Raw genomic sequence first — 16299 nt, forward strand, 5'->3', positions numbered from 1 at the left:
CCTGTGGTGATGGGTGACCGATCGTGGCGCCAGTCCGCCGGCGGGGCATCGTCCCAGCTGGGGACGTTCGGGGGCCGTCAGGCGCGCGTCGACACGAACGCGCCGGCGCGCGTGAGCAGCCGCATCGTCAGCAGCCGCGCGTGGATGCGCCAGGCGCTGCCTTCGCGGCGGCAGGCCACGACCTCGACCACGCAGTCGATGTTGGGCGCCCGCACGCGCGCCACCTGGCCCTCGGGCACGGCCAGCAGGGCGTCCAGGCTCAGGCCGGTGAACGAGATGTCCTGCATGCGCACCTGCATCGGCGCGCCGCCGCCCTGGCGGGGCGAGGGCTGCCACACCGCCGTCTCCACGCGGTCCACGCGCGGGCTGCCGCGGCGGCCGGCGAAGGCCTCGCTGGGCTCGTCCAGGTGCGGCGGCGGCGTCAGCGGCGCGCCGCAGGCGTCGCAGGCGCTGGCGCCTGCGCCCGGGTGGCCGCACATCGGGCAATCGGCACGCCGCACGGACAGGGCCCCGCCGCCACCTGATGGTGGCGCCACGGCGTAGGCGCGGTGTCCATGGTCGTTCATCCAGATCCCCGGGTCGTCATCGGGGTATCGGACTCAGCGGGCGGAACTTGAGGGCTGTGGTGCCGGCGCCAGGAACGACGCGATGCACCACTGGGCCGACCAGTAGGTGGCCAGGATCCACAGCGAGGCCATCGGCAGCGGCCCGGCAAACTTGTTGGTGGCCAGGAGCGCATCGCTGGCGACGAACAGCGCGCCGCCCAGGGCCAGCACCGTGCCACGCGGCGCCCCGGTGCGCCACAGCACCGCGGCCTGCGCAGCCATGGACGCCAGCGCCAGGACGTACACCGCCACCGGCCCACGCAGCGCTGCCGGCACGCCAGGCCAGAGCTGCCACAGGATGGCCCCGGCCACGCCGGCGTAGACCACGAACGGCAGCACGCGTGCGCCGCAGCGCTGGACGCGCGTGAAGCCCACCAGGTAGGCCAGGTGCGCCAGCAGAAAGCTCACCAGCCCGGGCAGGAAACCCTGCTGTGGCCACAGCAGCGCCACGTCGCCGCACAGCGACAGCCCCAGGCCGGCCAGCAGCCAGCGGCGCAGCACCGGCATGTCGCCGCCGCGCGGCCACGCGTAGGCGATGACGCCGATTGTCGCCAGCGGCTTGAAGATGAAGTTGAGCACCGGCATCGCCAGCGCCCAGGGCGCGGCGGCGATGGCGAGCAGCGCGGCGGCCGCGGTGCCAACGGCGAGCACGCGGTCGCGGCTCATTCGGAGGCCGCCGCGGGTTCGGTGCCGCGCGCTGCCAGTTCGGCGCGAAGCCGCTTCAGTCGTTCGCGCGGGTCTTCCTTCGCGCCGGCCTCGTGCAGCTTCATTTCCGCGATGAAGCGGCTGGGCACGCCGGCCACCGTCTCGCGGCCACGCTTGCGCCGACGCAGCGTGCTCACGGCCAGCGTGCGCCGCGCGCGCGTGATGCCCACGTACATCAGGCGGCGCTCTTCCTCCAGGCGCTCTGGCGTCATCTCGTCGCCGTCACTGCGGAACGGCAGCAAGCCCTCGTTGACGCCGGCCAGCACCACGTGCTGCCACTCCAGACCCTTGGAGGCGTGCAGCGTGGACAGCGTCACCACGTCCTGTTCCTCGCCGCGTTCGGCCAGGCTGAGGATCACGCTGATGGTCTGCGCCACCTGCAGCACGGTCTGCCGCTCCGATGCGTCGTCGCCTTCGCAGCGGCGCGCGATCCAGTCGACGAAGTCCAGCACGTTGCCAAAGCGGGCGGTGGCGAGCTTCTCGCTGTCCTCGCTGTCGCGCAGGTGCTGCTCGTAGCCGATGTCGGTGAGCCAGCCCAGCAGCAGCGCACGCGCCGCCTCGCCGCCTTCGGCGTGGCGGGCGCGGTATTCCAGGTCGTTCACGTAGCGGCCGAACTCGTGCAGCGCATCGATGGCACGGCCCTTCAGCGCCGCGCCCAGCGTGGGCGCGAACAGCGCCTCGAACAGGCTGAGCTTGCGCTGGGCGGCAAACTCGCCCAGGCTGCCCAGCGTCTGGTGGCCGATGCCGCGCTTGGGCGTGGTGACGGCACGCAGGAAGGCCGGGTCGTCGTCGTTGTTGACCAGCAGGCGCAGCCAGGCCGTCAGGTCCTTGATCTCGGCGCGGTCGAAGAAGCTCTGCCCGCCGGAGACCTTGTACGGCAGCTGCGCCGCGCGCAGCTTCTGCTCGAACACGCGCGCCTGGTGGTTGGCGCGGTAGAGGATGGCGAAGTCCGAGAACTTCGCGCCGTTGCTGCGCAGGGCCTGGATGAAGGCCACGGCGCGCTCGGCCTCGTGCTCCTCGCCGTCGGCCTCGATCAGGCGCACCGGCTCGCCGTCGCCGAACTCGCTCCAGAGCTTCTTCTCGAACAGCTTGGGGTTCTGCGCGATCACGGCATTGGCCGCACGCAGGATGTGGCCGGTGGAGCGGTAGTTCTGCTCCAGCGGGATCACGGTCAACGCCGGATAGTCCTGCGGCAGGCGCTTGAGGTTCTCGATGGTGGCGCCGCGCCAGCCATAGATGCTCTGGTCGTCGTCGCCCACGGCGGTGAACACGCCCTGCTCACCCACCAGCGCCTTGAGCAGTTCGTACTGCACGGCGTTTGTGTCCTGCACCTCGTCGACCAGCACGTGCTTCAGGCGTGCGCGCCACTTGGCACGGGTCTCGTCATCGCGCTGCAGCAGCGCCAGCGGCAGGCCGATCAGGTCGTCGAAATCCACCGCCTGAAAGGCGGATAGGCGCTCCTGGTAGCGCGCCATGACCTGCGCGGCCACGCGCTCGTCCTCGTCCTGCGCCGCGGCCTGCGCGCCGGCGGCGTCCAGGCCCTGGTTCTTCCACAGGCTGATGGTCCACTGCCAGCGGCGCGCCAGCGCGGCGTCGGTGGTGCCACCGGCGTCGCGCAGCACGCCCAGCACGTCGTCGCTGTCCAGGATGGAGAAGTTGGGCTTCAGGCCCAGGCGCTCACCGTCCTCGCGCAGCATGCGCACCCCCAGCGAATGGAAGGTGCTGACCAGCAGGTCCTTGGCCGCACGCGGGCCGGTCAGCGCCTTGGCCCGCTCCCGCATCTCCTGCGCCGCCTTGTTGGTGAAGGTGATGGCCGCGATCTCGCCCGGCTTCAGCCCTTCCTGCAGCAGGCGCACGATCTTGTGCGTGATCACGCGCGTCTTGCCGGAGCCTGCGCCTGCCAGCACGAGGCACGGCCCGCGCAGGTGCTGCACGGCCTGCATCTGGGCGTTGTTCAGGGTGTCGGCCATGGGGCGCGGATCATAGCGAGGCGGCCGTTACCATTCCCCGGATGCAACGACGCACCCTGCTGCTGGCCGGCCTGCCATGGCCGATGTGGGCAGCTGCGCAGGGCGGCACGCCCTGGACCGACGCCCTGGCGCGCGACGCCGTGGCCCTGCTGGCGGACGCCGCCAGCCACGGCCTGGACCCAGCCGACTACGACGCTCCGTCGCTGGCCCTGGCGTTGCAGGCCGGCACATCGCCGTCCACCCTGGGGCCGCGCCTGGGCACGGCGATGCAGCGCTATCTGCACGACCTGCACTTCGGCCGCGTCGAACCGCAAGCGATCCACCACGACTTCCGGCCGGTGCGCCGCGTACCGTTCGATGCGGCGGCGGTGCTGGACACGGCCCTGGCCACTGGCAGCGTCGCGGGCGCGGTCACGGCGGCAGCGCCGCCGTTCCCCACCTACGACCAGTTGCGGGCCACGCTGGCCCGCTGCCGGGCGTTGGCCACCGACCCGGCCTGGACCTCGCCGCTGCCGACCCTGCCCAAGGCCGGCAGAGTGGAAGACTTGGCGGCCTGGGCAGGCGTCTCGACGCTGCGCGCTCGCTTGCTCGCCTGGGGCGATCTCGCGGGCGACGCACCGCTGGACGCCGCGCTGCAGGCCTTCCAGCGCCGCCACGGCCTGGCCGACGACGGCGTGCTCGGCCGCGCCACCTGGGCCGCGCTGCAGGTCACGCCGGCGCAGCGGGCTCGGCAGATCGAACTGACGCTGGAGCGTCTGCGGTGGACGCCGCTGCTCCAGGGCCCGCGCATGATCGTCGTCAACATCCCCGAGTACGTGCTGCGCGCCTACGAGGTGTTGGACGGCCGCATCCGCGTGCAGCTGACGATGAAGGTGGTGGTGGGCAAGGCGGCCGACACGCGCACGCCGCTGATCGACGAGGATCTGCGCTTCATCGAGTTCAGCCCTTACTGGAACGTGCCGCCGTCCATCGCGCGCAAGGAGCTGGTGCCGCGGCTCCGGCGTGACCCGGGCCACTGGTCGCGCGAGGGCTTCGAGTTCGTGGGGCCCGGTGGCCAGGTGGACACGGCGCTGTCTGCCACGCGGCTGGATTCGGTGCTGGCCGGCGGATGGCGCATCCGCCAGCGCCCGGGGCCGCGCAACGCGCTTGGCGACATCAAGTTCGTGTTCCCCAACCGCGAGGCCATCTACCTTCACCACACGCCGTCCGTGAGCCTGTTCGAACGCGCGCGGCGCGACTTCAGCCACGGTTGCATCCGCATCGAGCAGCCCGAGGCACTGGCCCAGTGGGTGCTGCGCGACCAGCCCGGCTGGGATGCCGGGCGCATCCGCGCCGCCATGACGGCCGGCACCTCGAGCACGCTGGCGCTGGCGGCGCCGATCCCGGTGCTGATCGCCTACGGAACCACTTTGGTCAAGGACGGTCGCACCTACTTCTACGATGATGTTTATGGTCTGGACCGCCGGCTCGATGCCGCGTTGCAGACCCGACCCAGGTCCACGCCCCGATGAAACATCCCGCCCGCCGCCGCTTCCTGCACCACGGCCTGCGCGCCATGGCCGTCTCCGCCGCAGCACCGGCGCTGGTGCTGCCAGGCCGGGCGCTGGCCGCCGCGCCGCGGCAGCTGGCCATGGCCCACACGCACACGCGCGAGGACATCGACGTGGTCTATGCCGTCGGCCCGCACTACGAACCGGCGGCGCTGCAGCAGCTCGACCACTTCTTGCGCGACCACTACAGCGGCGACGTCGGCCACATCGACCCGGCGCTGCACGACCTGCTGCACGCGCTGCACGCCACGCTCGGCCCGGTGGGCGGCGCGCCGGCGCCGTTCCACGTCATCTCCGGCTACCGCTCGCCGAAGACCAATGCCCACCTGAAGGCCACGCGTGGTGGCGGCGTGGCCACGCGCAGCCTGCACATGCTCGGCCAGGCCATCGACATCCGCCTGCCCGGCGTGCCGCTGGCCGACCTGCGCGACGCCGCGCTGGCGCTGAAGCGCGGCGGTGTGGGCTACTACCCCCGCGATCAGTTCGTGCACGTGGACATCGGGCGCGTCAGGCGCTGGTAGCTCCCAGGACCTCGCAGAGCTCGGTCGCTTCGCCAGGCGAAGAACAGTCCGCAGGGACTGTTCCCTGTCACGCTCCCCACGACCTCGCAGAGCTCGGTCGCTTCGCCAGGCGAAGAACAGTCCGCAGGGACTGTTCTCCGTCCTGGCTCAGCCCGAGACGAACCGGGTGGCGGGCATCGGGGCCGGCCAGCCAGCCTCGCCGGCCACGCGCACGATGGCCTCGTTGGTGTCGAAGTAGACCTGCCAGTAGTGGTCGGTGTGCGTATAGGGCCGCACCGCGATCACGGTGCCGGTGAGGTTGATGTCCAGCAGCGTGACCTCCGGCGCGGGTGACTCGGGCACGTTCGGGATCTTCGCGATGGCCTCGCGCAGCAGGGCCATCGCCGTCACCGGATCGACCCCAACGGCCAGCTGCGCCGTGCGGTCCACGCGTCGCACCGGCATCGCGGAGAAGTTCTGGATCGTGTCGCCGAAGACCTTGCCGTTGCCGACCAGGGTGACCACGTTGTCAGGCGTCAGCACGGTGGTGGCGAACAGGCCGAGCTCGCGCACCGTGCCCACCACGCCACCGACGCTGACGAAGTCACCCACCTTGAACGGCCGCAGCACCATCATGAAGGCGCCGGCGGCGAAGTTGCCGAGCATGCCGCTCCAGGCCACGCCGATGGCCACGCCGGCGCCGGCGATCAGGGCGGCGAACGACGTGGTCTGGATGCCGAAGTAGCCCAGGATGCCGAGCACCAGGGCCACGTTCAGGATCACCGACAGGATCGAGCCCAGGTACTTGCCCAGCGTGGGGTCGATCTGGTTTCGGCCCATCGCGTTCTGCGCCATGGCGGTCACGCGGCCGATGAGCCAGCGGCCGACGATCCAGAACAGGATGGCCGCGGCCACCTTGATGGCCAGTTCACCGAGCGTGACGGTGACGAAGTGTTGAATGTCCTGCAGGTTCATGGGCTCCTCCGTTGCACGCGGCAGCACCCTGCGCCACGCACCGGCGTTGTAGGGCCCGGGCCGGCGCGTGTCCCTCGGGGATCGCCTGAAAAGCGCGCGAACGTTCGGCAACAACGAATCAGGCATCCCCCGATGCCGGCGGGAGTGGCCTTGCAGACAATGTGCCGATGTCCGCGACAACCGACCGCTTCCCGCTGCTGCGCTTCATCGTCTGGTTCACCGGGCTACTGCTGGCCGCCACCGGCCTGGCGATGCTGATCGCCCAGTCGGAGGCCGAAGCCGCGGCGCAGGTGCCGCCGGCGGTCGAGGCGCCGGCGCAGGCAGCTGACCGCCCGGCCTGAGCACACACCGCGGGCCACCAGGCCGCGACACCGGGACGCCGCTGCTGGATCGAGAACAATCCGGGCCTTCGGTGGTCCCGAGGGCAGGCTGCAATGGTGCGGCGTGCAAGCGCCTCGGGCCGTCCGTGCCGTCATGGAAGCCATCCTCTCGGTCACCGTCCCCTTCTTCGCGCTGGTGCTCGCCGGCTATCTCGCGGCGCACCGGCACGTGCTGCCCGAAAGCGCCATCCCGGGGCTGAACGCCTTCGTCCTGTACTTCGCGCTGCCATGCCTGCTGTTCCGCTTCGGCTCGGGCACGCCGATCTTCGACCTGCTCAACCCGGTGGTCATGGGCGTGTGGCTGATCGCCGCCGGCGTGATCGTCTTCTTCACCATCGCCACCACGCTCCGGGCACCGGTGGCGATGAAGGACGCCGCCTTCGGCGCCCTGGTGGCGGCCTTCCCGAACACCGGCTTCATGGGCGTGCCGTTGCTGGCCGCCCTGCTGGGCCCGGAGGCTGCGGGGCCGGTGATCTGTGTGGTGCTCGGCGACCTGTTCGTCACCAGCTCGGTGTGCATCGCGCTGGCGCAGGCCGGCGACGCGTCGGGCCACGGCGCGCGCGACGGCGCGCTGCGGGCGCTGCGGGGTGCGCTGTCCAACCCGCTGCCATGGGCCATCGCCGCCGGCGCGCTGTTCTCGGTCGCGGGCTGGACCCTGCCCGGGCCGGTGGACACCGTGGTCGGGATGCTCGCCGATGCTGCCAGCCCGGTGGCGCTGTTCACCATCGGCGCCGTGCTGCACCGCGCCGGGCAGCACGTGCACGGGCGCACGCCGCCAGCGCTCTACCTGCCGGTGGCGGCCATCAAGCTGGTGCTGCACCCGCTGCTGGTGTTCGGCCTGGCCGGTGCCGCGCTGGCCCTGGCCCTGCCGATCAGCAGCTTCCAGATCGGCGTGATGGTGCTGGCGGCGGCGCTGCCCAGCGCCAGCAACGTCTCGCTCCTGGCCGAACGCTACGGCGCCGACAACGGGCGCATCGCACGCATCATCATGGCCAGCACCGCGGCGGCCTTCGTGAGTTTCCCGCTGCTGGCCTGGATGGTGGGCGTGCGCGGCTGACATCCCCGTACAGCCGACACCATCGCTCACACTGGCTCACAAATCGGGCACAGCCGGCGCGCCTTGCCCTGCGCATGATGCGCGCGCCCCTGCCGCAGGGGCGCCCCCCATGCCCGAACGCTCCCACGCTTCTGACTGGCCGGTGGTCCAGCCACCATTGGGGTGGGCCACCCAGCCCGCCACCCACCCCGCCGCGCTGACGAGCACCCTGAGTGCCGAGCTGGCGGCGCTGCGCCACGCCGGCCGCTGCGACGAAGCCCTGGAGGTGCTGGCCAGCTGCCTGCGCCTGCAGGAGGACGCGCGGTTGTTGCTGCAGTGGCACGGCCGCATGCGCGCGCTGACCGTCTACCCCCGCCTGGGCCGCTGCCTGCTGCCGCGTGCCATGCCGCATCGGCGCGCCCCCGCCGCGTCGACAGTGGCGGCCGACCTGGCCGTGATCGCCGTCGAGGCCGCCGACCCGCCGCCGCGTGCGGGCCTGCAGCCGCTGCCGCCGATGCTCTGGCGCCTGGCCTGGCAGGTGCCTGGGCCGCGGCTGCTGGCCGTGCTGCGCGGCGAGCTGGCGTTCCGCCTGGCACCGGGGCTGCCGGACACCGAGTGGTTTCCCCCCGCGCTGCGGGCGGCGGCACAGCGGCTGCAGCAGGAAGCCGCCCCCCTGACGATCCTGGCCCGCTGGCCGGGCATGGACACGGCGCAGGCTATCCGCCTGCTGAACGGCGCCTACCTGCAGGGCCACCTGATTCGGCTGCAGCACCACCCGGCCTTCTGGCGCCGGCTGCTCTAGCCCCGACCGACCCGCCCGGCGTTCACAGCCCCAGCGGGTCGACGTCCACCGCCCAGCGCAGCAGCCGCTTGTGCCGTGCCTTGAGCGCATGCAGCTGCGGCACCCAGGCCGCCAGCCATTGCTGCAGAAGCGGCCGCGACGTGCTTTCCACCAGCAGCTGCATGCGTTCCACGCCGGCCACACGGGCCACCGGTGGCGGCACCGGGGCGTAGCAGACCAGCCCGGGCGGCGCGGCCACGGCGGCGGCATCGGCCAGGAAGGCCTGGGCCACCGCCGCCTCGCGCGCCTCGGCACGCAGCAGGGCCAGGAAGCTGAACGGCGGCAGACCCACGCTGCGCCGTTCGTCCAGCTGGGTCGCCGCGAAGGCGGCGAAATCGTGCGTGGCCAGCGCGCGGTACAGCGGGTGCGTGGGGTGCCAGGTCTGGATCCACATCTCGGCCTCGCCGGCGTGGGCAGCGTCGCGCCCGGCACGGCCGGCAGCCTGCATCAGCAGCGCAAACATCCGCTCCGGCGCCCGGAAGTCGCTGGCGAACAGCGCGCCGTCGGGGTTCACCGCCGCCACCAGGGTCATGCGCCGGAAGTCGTGGCCCTTGGCCACCATCTGGGTGCCCACCAGCACGTCCACCTCGCCGGCGTGCACGGCGGCGAGCTGGCTCTCCAGCGCGCCCTTCAGCCGCGTGCTGTCGGCGTCGATGCGGGCGATGCGGGCGCCGGGCAGCAGTGCGGCGATCTGCTCGGCGAGCTTCTCGGTGCCACGGCCCAACGGCGCGATGTCGAGGTTGCCGCAGTCGGGGCAGGCGCGGGGCACGCGCTCGGTGAAGCCGCAGTGGTGGCAGCGCAGCGTGCGGTCGGCCTTGTGGAAGACGCGCCAGGCGCTGCAGTGCGGGCAGCCGCTCTTCCAGCCGCAGGCACCACAGTGCAGCACCGGCGCGTAACCGCGGCGGTTGAGCAGCAGCAGGCTCTGCTCCCCACGCGCGATGCGCGCCTCGATGGCCGCCTGCAGCGGCGGCGCCAGCACCGTCTGCTGCGAACGGTCGCGCGGCAGGCGGTTCATGTCGAAGATGCGCAGCCGCGGCAGCGCGCCGCCGCCCACGCGCTCGGCCAGGGTCAGCCGGGTGTAGCGGCCCTCTTCGGCCCGCTGCCAGCTCTCCAGCGACGGCGTGGCCGAGCCCAGGATCACCGGCACCTGTTCCCGCTGGCTGCGCCAGACGGCCAGGTCGCGCGCCGAGTAGCGGGCGCCGTCCTGCTGCTTGAACGACGGGTCGTGCTCCTCGTCGACGACGATCAGCCCCAGCCGCGGCATCGGCGTGAACACCGACAGCCGGGTGCCCAGCACCAGGTCGGCCTCGCCCAGGTGCGCCGCCAGCCAGTGCTGCAGCCGCTGCGCCGGCGACAGGCCGCTGTGCTGGGCCACCAGGCGACGGCCCGGGAAGCGCTCGGCGAAACGGGCCTCGAGCTGCGGCGTGAGGTTGATCTCCGGCACCAGCACCAGCACCTGGCGGCCGGCGTCCAAGGCCTGCGCGGCGGCGCGCAGGTAGAGCTCGGTCTTGCCCGAGCCGGTGACGCCGTGCAGCAGCACCGGGCCGGGCGGCAGGCGGGCCAGCTGGTCCAGCGCCGCCGCCTGCTCGGGCGTCAGCGGGCGCAGGGCCGGCGACGGGGCCGGCACCGACGCCGGCCGCCGGCGCCCCAGGCGCCGCGCCAGTTGGGTGGCGTCCACCTTGCGCAGCTCCGGCGGCAACACCGCCAGGGCCAGTTCACCCAGGCCGCGCTGGTAGTAGCCAGCGGCAAAGGCAACCATGTCGCGCCACGTGGCCGGCAGCGGTGGGAGTGCGTCCAGCGCCTGGGCGATGGGCCGCAGCGTCAGCCCGGCGTCCGGCGTGGCCCCGGCGTCTCCCCAGACGATGCCGGTGACCGTGCGCCGCCCCAGCGGCACCCGCACCAGCGTGCCGGCAGGCCAGGCCCGGTCGGCCAGGTAGTCCAGCGGGGCACCGAGGCCGGTGTGCTGGGGCGCCTCCACCGCCACCGCCAGCCGCAGGTTGGCATGTGAACTTGCGCACGAATGCTCAGACGATTCTGACGATTCCACGCTAAGTCACTGACACCAAACAACTTTGCGGGTTACTCACGGAACCTGTGGACAACTTTGTGGATTTGCTGCGCCCAGAGACGCCAAGTGCTTGATTTCTGAGGCCCCGGGCTGGAATGCCCACTCCGGCAGCATCTGATTCAAATCAATGAAATCAACTACTTAGCACGACACGCCGTGCGCTGCGGGGCGTTTATGACGGATACGTGTCTGCAACGCCAAAAGTGGGGATAAGTCAAGCCTGAGTGCGCACTCACCGGCAAATTCAGCCGCCATGCGACATCGTCTGGCGCTGCCGGCGGGAATGCGCGTGCACCGCCTCCAGCAGTGCCGCCACGTGGTCCGGAGGTGTGTACTGACTGATGCCGTGGCCGAGGTTGAAGACATGGCCGTCCCACGAGCCGTCGGGCCGCTGCGGGGGGCCGAAACTGTCGAGCACCGCCACCGCCTCGCGGGCCACGGCCTCGGGCGGCGCGAACAGCACGTTGGGGTCGAGGTTGCCCTGCAGGGCCACGCGGTCGCCAACGGCGGCGCGGGCGCGGCCCAGGTTCACCGTCCAGTCGAGGCCCACCACGTCGGCACCGATGGCGGCGATCTGCTCCAGCCACAGGCCGCCACCCTTGGTGAAGACGATGACCGGCACGCGGCGGCCTTCGGCCTCGCGCCTCAGCGCACGGACCACGCGCTCCGTGTAGGCCAGGCTGAAGGCCTGGAAGGCGCCGTCGGCCAACACGCCACCCCAGGAGTCGAACACCATCACCGCCTGGGCGCCGGCGTCGATCTGCGCGTTCAGGTAGGCGGCCACGGCCTGGGCGTTGATGTCCAGGATGCGGTGCATCAGGTCCGGCCGGCCATAGAGCATGCTCTTGACAAGGCGGTAGTCGTCGCTGCCGGCGCCTTCGACCATGTAGCAGGCCAGCGTCCACGGGCTGCCGGAGAAGCCGATCAGGGGCACGCGGCCATCCAATGCCTTGCGGATGGAGGTGACGGCATCGAAGACGTAACGCAGCTTGTCCAGGTCGGGCACCTGCAGTGCCATCACCGCGGCTTCGTCGCGCAGCGGGCGGGCAAAACGCGGACCCTCGCCCTGGGCAAAGCTCAGCCCTAGGCCCATCGCGTCGGGCACGGTGAGGATGTCGGAGAACAGGATGGCGGCGTCCAGCGGGTAGCGCGCCAGCGGCTGCAGCGTGACCTCGGTGGCGTAGTCCTTGTTCGTGGCCAGGCCCATGAAGCTGCCGGCCTTGGCGCGCGTGGCGCAGTACTCGGGCAGGTAGCGGCCGGCCTGGCGCATCAGCCAGACGGGCGTGTGGTCGGTGGGCTGGCGCAGGCAGGCGCGCAGGAAGGTGTCGTTCTGCAAAGGGGCGCTCATGCGGCCCATTATCGGCGCCGCGGGCCCGGCGCCGGGACTCACCAGCGCTGACGGGCGCCGGCCACGTCCGGCAGCTGGCCATCGCGCAGCCAGGCATCGACCACGCTGTCGTCGTCCGGGCGCTGGGCCGCCGCCCAGAGCAGCTCTGGCGGCATCACGCGCGCCCCGGGGGCGGCCGACGGCAGCGCGGCCGCCAGCCGCGCGGCCACCCGCGCGACGGTGTGGCTGCGCACCGGCTGCTCGCGCTGCGGCACCAGCCAATGCAGCTGCGACAGCAGCCAGCGCGCCAGCCGCCCTGGCAAGGCCAGCCCTGCGGCATCGGCACCGCCGACCTGGGCCGGACGCATGAAGACCAGGTGGGCGAAGCCCTGCGCCGCCACCGCGCCCTCGTCCAGCGACGCCAGCCCGGCCTTGAGCGCCTGCGGCAGCAGCCCCGGCGCATGCGGCACCACGACCACCAGCGTGTGCACGCCCAGCGCCTGCAGGCGCGCCGCCAGCGCCGGCAGGTCCGCCGGGTCGGGGCGGCCGAAGGCCTCGTCACGGCCATTGGCATGCCGCGCGCGGTCGAAGACGACCAGGGCGGTGTCGGCCGTGAACGTCGCCCAGTCTGGCTCGCCGAGCGGCTCCAGCCGGCGCAACGCGGTCTGCAGCGGCACCACGGTCCAGACGCCGACATGCGCGAAGCGCCCGCTGCCCAGCAGGCGCTCGACGACCGCGGACCCCAGCACGCCGCCGCCACCGATCACCAGCGCACGGCGCGGCAGGGGGGCGACATGCGCGGGTGGGCGGGCGGCCGCGGCAAGGGCCTGGTCGGGGGAGAGCACGGGCCGATGCTATAAGGTCTGCCCTTGAAAACAGGTCGCTGCCCCCATCTGCGCGGCGTCACACGGAGGAGTCCATGACCACGTTCCGACGCCTGCTGATCGCCTTCGGCCTCGCCGCCCTGCTGTCCGGCTGCGGCTACAACGACTTCCAGCGCCTGGACGAGCAGGTCAAGAGCGGCTGGGCCGAGGTGCTCAACCAGTACCAGCGCCGGGCCGACCTGATCCCCAACATCGTGGCCACCGTCAAGGGCGAGGCCGACTTCGAGCAGACCACGCTCACGCGCGTGGTCGAGGCACGCAGCAAGGCCACCTCCATCCAGGCCACGCCGGAGCTGATCAACGACCCGGCGGCCTTCAACCAGTTCCAGCAGGCGCAGGGCGAGCTCTCCAGCGCGCTGTCGCGCCTGATGGTGGTGGTGGAGCAGTACCCGAACCTGAAGGCCAACCAGGGCTTCCAGGACCTGCGCGTGCAGCTCGAAGGCACCGAGAACCGCATCACCGTGGCGCGCAACCGCTACATCCAGGCGGTGCAGGACTACAACGTGCTGGCGCGCAGCTTTCCCAGCAACCTGACCGCGATGGTCTTCGGCTACGACGTCAAGCCGAGCTTCACGGTGCAGAACGAGGCCGAGATCTCGCAGCCGCCGAAGGTCGAGTTCGGCAAGTAAGGTGCTGCGCCTGCTGATCCTGTGGCTCGCGCTGGCGGGGCCGGCGTGGGCGCAGGGTATGGTGTCGGGCCTGGTGCCGGTGCCGCCGCTGTCGGCGCGCGTGATTGACCAGACCGGCACGCTGCCGGCGGACCGCGTCGCCGCGCTGGAACAGAAGCTCGCCACCTTCGAGGCCGAGGCCGGCCCGCAGATCGTGGTGCTGATGGTGGCCAGCACGGCGCCGGAGGACATCGCCGACTACGTGCAGCGCCTTGGCGACGCCTGGAAGATCGGCCGCCGCGACGTGGGCGACGGCGTGCTGCTGGTCGTGGCCAAGGACGACCGCCGCGTGCGCATCGCGCCGGCCAAGGCGCTGGAAGGCGCCATCCCCGACCTCGCGGCGCGCCAGATCATCGACCGCGCCATCGCGCCGGCCTTCCGAGCCGGCGACTACGCCGGCGGCCTGGACGCGGCGGTGGACCAGCTCATCGCCCGCATCCGTGGCGAGGACCTGCCCGCCCCGGCGAAGAAGGCCGTGGGCGACACCGGCTGGCAGGTCGAGGAGCTGCTGATGTTCTTCTTCATCGTGGTGCCGGTGATCGGCACCGTGATGACCGGTGTCTTCGGCCGCAAGCTGGGCACGCTGGCCACGTCGGCCTTCTCCGGCGGCATCGCCTGGATGGTCACCGCCAGCGTGCTGCTGGCCGCCGGTGCCGTGCTGGCGTCGGTGGTGTTGGTGGGGCTGTTCGGCATCGGCAGCGCGGCGCGCAACATCACGCGCACCGGCCGTCGGCGGGGCGGGCCGCCCATCATCTTCGGCCCCGGCGGCGACCACGGCGGCTGGGGTGGTGGCTGGAGCGGCAGCGGGGGTGGCTTTGGCGGCGGGGGCGGTTTCAGCTCCGGTGGCGGGGGCGACTTCGGCGGCGGCGGCGCGTCGGGAGACTGGTGATGGACCGTTCCTCCAACCGCCTGCTGCGCCTCCTGAAGCACCGCTGGATCGACGACACCGACATCCGGCGCGCGCTGGACGACACCGCACTCGACCGCCTGGCCGCCCGCGTGGCCGGCAGCGAGCGCCGGCACAGCGGCGAGATCCGCATCAGCGTCGAGGCCGGACTGCCGCTATCTTACCTGTGGCAGCGGCTGGGCGCGCGCGAGCGGGCGGTGACGCTGTTCGGCAAGCTGCGCGTGTGGGACACCGAGCACAACAACGGCGTGCTGATCTACCTGCTGCTGGCCGAACACGCGATCGAGATCGTGGCCGACCGCGGGCTGGCGCGCCACGTGCCGGCGGACCACTGGCAGACGGTGCTGGCCGGCATGCGCGAGGCCTTCCGCGCCGGGCGCTACGAAGCGGGCCTGATGGATGCCATCGACGCGGTGGAGGCCCTGCTGGTGCAGCACTTCCCGCTGGGCGCGGGCGACGCCAACCCGAACCAGCTCAGCGACCGCGTGGACCTGCGCTGAGCGCTGTCAGGCCGTCTGCGGCCAGTGCAGCACGTGCCCGGTCTCGCTGGCGAAACGCGCCAGGTCCTCGGCGGTGTCGATGTCGACGCGGTAGTGCCGGTTGTCGGTGCTCCACGGCAGGCAGCGTTGCGGGTGTGCCGCCTGCCACGCCCGGGCACTGAACGTGGGGGGCGCGGACATCAGGTCGTCGCGCACGGCGGCGGACAGGATCACCGGGTTGCCGCGCTGGCCATCCACCTGCGGATACAGGACGTCGATGCCGGCGGGGCGCCGGCGCCAGGCCTCCAGCAGGGCGGCCACGTCGGCCGCGTCGAGCAGCGGCTGGTCCGCGAGCGCGACGACGATGGCCGACACCGAAGACGACACGGCCGCGAGCCCCTCGCGCAGCGACGACGTGGGGCCGTCCTGCGGGCGCGGGTTGCGGATGCCGCGAACGGGCAGCGTGGCCAGCAGCGGCTCGATCTGTTCGGCATGGTGCCCGGTGACGACGACCACCTCCGCGATGCCGGCGTCCGCCAGGGCCGCGACGACGCGCTGCAGCAGCGGCACGCCATCGAGCCGGAGCAGCGCCTTGGGACGGCCGCCGAGGCGGGCGCCCTGTCCGGCCGCCAGCACGAGCCCGGCGATGGTGGGCGCGGGCACGGCCCGGTCGGACATCAGGGTCCGTCAGGCGTTCCGGCCGAACAGGCGCGCGAACCAGGCCTTGACCACCTGCCACATGAGCGCCAGCGCGTTCAGCTCGGTGGGCTGCGGTACCGGCGCGGCGGGGGCCGCCGCCGGCGCGCTGCCGGCGGCAGGCGCCGCCACCGCCACCGCCACCGCCGCGGCAGCGGCGCTGAAGTTGCCCGCGAACTGCTTGAGCATGGCGTCGGACACCGGCACCAGGAGCCGGCTGCCGAACTGCGCCAGCTTGCCGCTGACGACGATCACCGCTTCGCCGACGAGCCGGCAGCCGTTTGCTGCATCGCCGGGTTCGATCCGTGCCGTCAGGTTCATCGTGGCCGACGAACCGGACTTGTCCGCGCCCTTGCCGAGCATCTTCAGCTGGCGCAGGCCGGCGTCCAGGCCGAGCACCTCGATGTCGCCGTTGAAGGTCATCATGGCCGGACCGATCTTGCTCTTGACGATGCCCTTGTAGTGCGTGTCGTCCAGCTGCTCGGTGATCTGCGCGCCGGGCATGCAGGCGGCCGTGGCGCGCACGTCGGCCAGCACGGCCCAGGCCTGCTCGATGCTCGCGTCGATGGGGTACTGCTTGTCGAGTCTGACTTCCATGGCGCGATTGTGCGGTGATTGCTCCTGCCACGATCGGACCATGTCCCCGCCCGCTGCACCACCGCGCCTGAACCCGATATGAAGAGGCGTGCAAATGGCGGTCCTGTGCCG

General features: G+C 72.1%; 17 protein-coding genes. 8 read left to right on the forward strand and 9 right to left on the reverse strand.

Annotated elements, in window-relative coordinates; translation table 11 throughout:
* Positions 1-77 precede the first annotated feature (77 nt).
* The 3 genes from ENE75_RS12495 to ENE75_RS12505 are packed head-to-tail and all read right to left on the reverse strand — an operon-like array spanning position 78 to position 3280.
* Positions 78-566, reverse strand: coding sequence for a PilZ domain-containing protein (locus ENE75_RS12495; protein ID WP_128198630.1), 489 nt, complete (start codon positions 564-566; stop codon positions 78-80).
* 33 nt (positions 567-599) lie between these two features.
* Entirely contained in the window at positions 600-1271 is a 672-nt protein-coding gene (locus ENE75_RS12500; protein ID WP_128198631.1) for a lysoplasmalogenase, read from the reverse strand.
* Positions 1268-3280, reverse strand: a complete 2013-nt coding sequence (locus tag ENE75_RS12505; RefSeq protein ID WP_128198632.1) for an ATP-dependent helicase — start codon at positions 3278-3280, stop codon at positions 1268-1270. The genes ENE75_RS12500 and ENE75_RS12505 overlap by 4 nt, the downstream gene beginning before the upstream one ends.
* 41 nt (positions 3281-3321) lie before the next feature.
* On the opposite strand from ENE75_RS12505, the gene ENE75_RS12510 reads away from it, so the two are divergent.
* Positions 3322-4791 (forward strand): L,D-transpeptidase family protein, encoded by a 1470-nt coding sequence (locus tag ENE75_RS12510; protein WP_128198633.1) that lies wholly within the window; start codon positions 3322-3324, stop codon positions 4789-4791.
* Entirely contained in the window at positions 4788-5351 is a 564-nt protein-coding gene (gene mepK / locus ENE75_RS12515) for a peptidoglycan L,D-endopeptidase MepK (RefSeq protein ID WP_128198634.1), read from the forward strand. Before ENE75_RS12510 ends, mepK begins: the two co-directional genes overlap by 4 nt.
* Before the next feature lie 147 nt (positions 5352-5498).
* Here the strand turns inward: mepK and ENE75_RS12520 are convergent, their stop codons facing one another.
* Positions 5499-6305 carry a mechanosensitive ion channel family protein gene (locus ENE75_RS12520; protein WP_128198635.1) on the reverse strand — a complete coding sequence of 269 codons (807 nt, stop codon included), beginning with the start codon at positions 6303-6305 and terminating at the stop codon, positions 5499-5501.
* Positions 6306-6472: 167 nt separating this feature from the next.
* Between ENE75_RS12520 and ENE75_RS24860 the strand changes: the two genes are divergently transcribed.
* The 3 genes from ENE75_RS24860 to ENE75_RS25705 all read left to right on the forward strand — a co-directional run bounded on the left by ENE75_RS24860 (position 6473) and on the right by ENE75_RS25705 (position 8523).
* Positions 6473-6646: a hypothetical protein gene (locus ENE75_RS24860; protein WP_158288931.1), complete on the forward strand. Its 174-nt coding sequence runs from the start codon at positions 6473-6475 to the stop codon at positions 6644-6646.
* A gap of 133 nt (positions 6647-6779) precedes the next feature.
* Positions 6780-7742: an AEC family transporter gene (locus ENE75_RS12525; protein WP_128198636.1), complete on the forward strand. Its 963-nt coding sequence runs from the start codon at positions 6780-6782 to the stop codon at positions 7740-7742.
* Positions 7743-7851: 109 nt separating this feature from the next.
* Positions 7852-8523 (forward strand): hypothetical protein, encoded by a 672-nt coding sequence (locus tag ENE75_RS25705; RefSeq protein ID WP_128198637.1) that lies wholly within the window; start codon positions 7852-7854, stop codon positions 8521-8523.
* Between the two features lie 22 nt (positions 8524-8545).
* On the opposite strand, the gene ENE75_RS12535 is transcribed toward ENE75_RS25705, so the two are convergent.
* The 3 genes from ENE75_RS12535 to ENE75_RS12545 form a co-directional block, all read right to left on the reverse strand.
* Positions 8546-10540, reverse strand: coding sequence for a primosomal protein N' (locus tag ENE75_RS12535; RefSeq protein ID WP_233259044.1), 1995 nt, complete (start codon positions 10538-10540; stop codon positions 8546-8548).
* A 334-nt stretch (positions 10541-10874) separates the two neighbouring features.
* Positions 10875-11978 (reverse strand): uroporphyrinogen decarboxylase, encoded by a 1104-nt coding sequence (gene hemE / locus ENE75_RS12540; protein WP_128198638.1) that lies wholly within the window; start codon positions 11976-11978, stop codon positions 10875-10877.
* A 38-nt stretch (positions 11979-12016) separates the two neighbouring features.
* The gene (locus ENE75_RS12545) at positions 12017-12802 is read right to left on the reverse strand and encodes a hypothetical protein (protein WP_128198639.1); all 786 of its coding nucleotides are present in this window, start codon (positions 12800-12802) and stop codon (positions 12017-12019) included.
* A gap of 74 nt (positions 12803-12876) precedes the next feature.
* Between ENE75_RS12545 and ENE75_RS12550 the strand changes: the two genes are divergently transcribed.
* From ENE75_RS12550 to ENE75_RS12560, 3 genes are read left to right on the forward strand one after another with little or no spacing between them, the layout of a single operon-like run.
* Complete coding sequence (locus ENE75_RS12550) at positions 12877-13470, forward strand: LemA family protein (protein ID WP_128198640.1); 594 nt, start codon at positions 12877-12879, stop codon at positions 13468-13470.
* A gap of 58 nt (positions 13471-13528) precedes the next feature.
* Positions 13529-14398: a TPM domain-containing protein gene (locus ENE75_RS12555; RefSeq protein WP_128198772.1), complete on the forward strand. Its 870-nt coding sequence runs from the start codon at positions 13529-13531 to the stop codon at positions 14396-14398.
* The gene (locus ENE75_RS12560; RefSeq protein WP_128198641.1) at positions 14398-14916 is read left to right on the forward strand and encodes a TPM domain-containing protein; all 519 of its coding nucleotides are present in this window, start codon (positions 14398-14400) and stop codon (positions 14914-14916) included. Before ENE75_RS12555 ends, ENE75_RS12560 begins: the two co-directional genes overlap by 1 nt.
* Before the next feature lie 6 nt (positions 14917-14922).
* Here ENE75_RS12560 and ENE75_RS12565 read toward each other — a convergent pair whose 3' ends face one another.
* Together ENE75_RS12565 and ENE75_RS12570 are read right to left on the reverse strand one after the other, a co-directional pair.
* Complete coding sequence (locus ENE75_RS12565) at positions 14923-15573, reverse strand: nucleotidyltransferase family protein (RefSeq protein WP_128198642.1); 651 nt, start codon at positions 15571-15573, stop codon at positions 14923-14925.
* A gap of 9 nt (positions 15574-15582) precedes the next feature.
* Complete coding sequence (locus tag ENE75_RS12570) at positions 15583-16188, reverse strand: SRPBCC family protein (protein WP_128198643.1); 606 nt, start codon at positions 16186-16188, stop codon at positions 15583-15585.
* Positions 16189-16299 lie beyond the last annotated feature (111 nt).

This window comes from Rubrivivax albus (genome assembly GCF_004016515.1).
In the GTDB taxonomy this organism is placed as follows: domain Bacteria; phylum Pseudomonadota; class Gammaproteobacteria; order Burkholderiales; family Burkholderiaceae_C; genus Rubrivivax; species Rubrivivax albus.

What these genes read in the sequence shown, in the direction of transcription:
- ENE75_RS12495 (WP_128198630.1), bottom strand. Translation starts at nt 566, where the DNA reads ATGAACGACCATGGACACCGCGCCTACGCCGTGGCGCCACCATCAGGT.
- ENE75_RS12500 (WP_128198631.1), bottom strand. Translation starts at nt 1,271, where the DNA reads ATGAGCCGCGACCGCGTGCTCGCCGTTGGCACCGCGGCCGCCGCGCTG.
- ENE75_RS12505 (WP_128198632.1), bottom strand. Translation starts at nt 3,280, where the DNA reads ATGGCCGACACCCTGAACAACGCCCAGATGCAGGCCGTGCAGCACCTG.
- ENE75_RS12510 (WP_128198633.1), top strand. Translation starts at nt 3,322, where the DNA reads ATGCAACGACGCACCCTGCTGCTGGCCGGCCTGCCATGGCCGATGTGG.
- mepK (WP_128198634.1), top strand. Translation starts at nt 4,788, where the DNA reads ATGAAACATCCCGCCCGCCGCCGCTTCCTGCACCACGGCCTGCGCGCC.
- ENE75_RS12520 (WP_128198635.1), bottom strand. Translation starts at nt 6,305, where the DNA reads ATGAACCTGCAGGACATTCAACACTTCGTCACCGTCACGCTCGGTGAA.
- ENE75_RS24860 (WP_158288931.1), top strand. Translation starts at nt 6,473, where the DNA reads ATGTCCGCGACAACCGACCGCTTCCCGCTGCTGCGCTTCATCGTCTGG.
- ENE75_RS12525 (WP_128198636.1), top strand. Translation starts at nt 6,780, where the DNA reads ATGGAAGCCATCCTCTCGGTCACCGTCCCCTTCTTCGCGCTGGTGCTC.
- ENE75_RS25705 (WP_128198637.1), top strand. Translation starts at nt 7,852, where the DNA reads ATGCCCGAACGCTCCCACGCTTCTGACTGGCCGGTGGTCCAGCCACCA.
- hemE (WP_128198638.1), bottom strand. Translation starts at nt 11,978, where the DNA reads ATGAGCGCCCCTTTGCAGAACGACACCTTCCTGCGCGCCTGCCTGCGC.
- ENE75_RS12550 (WP_128198640.1), top strand. Translation starts at nt 12,877, where the DNA reads ATGACCACGTTCCGACGCCTGCTGATCGCCTTCGGCCTCGCCGCCCTG.
- ENE75_RS12555 (WP_128198772.1), top strand. Translation starts at nt 13,529, where the DNA reads ATGGTGTCGGGCCTGGTGCCGGTGCCGCCGCTGTCGGCGCGCGTGATT.
- ENE75_RS12560 (WP_128198641.1), top strand. Translation starts at nt 14,398, where the DNA reads ATGGACCGTTCCTCCAACCGCCTGCTGCGCCTCCTGAAGCACCGCTGG.
- ENE75_RS12565 (WP_128198642.1), bottom strand. Translation starts at nt 15,573, where the DNA reads ATGTCCGACCGGGCCGTGCCCGCGCCCACCATCGCCGGGCTCGTGCTG.
- ENE75_RS12570 (WP_128198643.1), bottom strand. Translation starts at nt 16,188, where the DNA reads ATGGAAGTCAGACTCGACAAGCAGTACCCCATCGACGCGAGCATCGAG.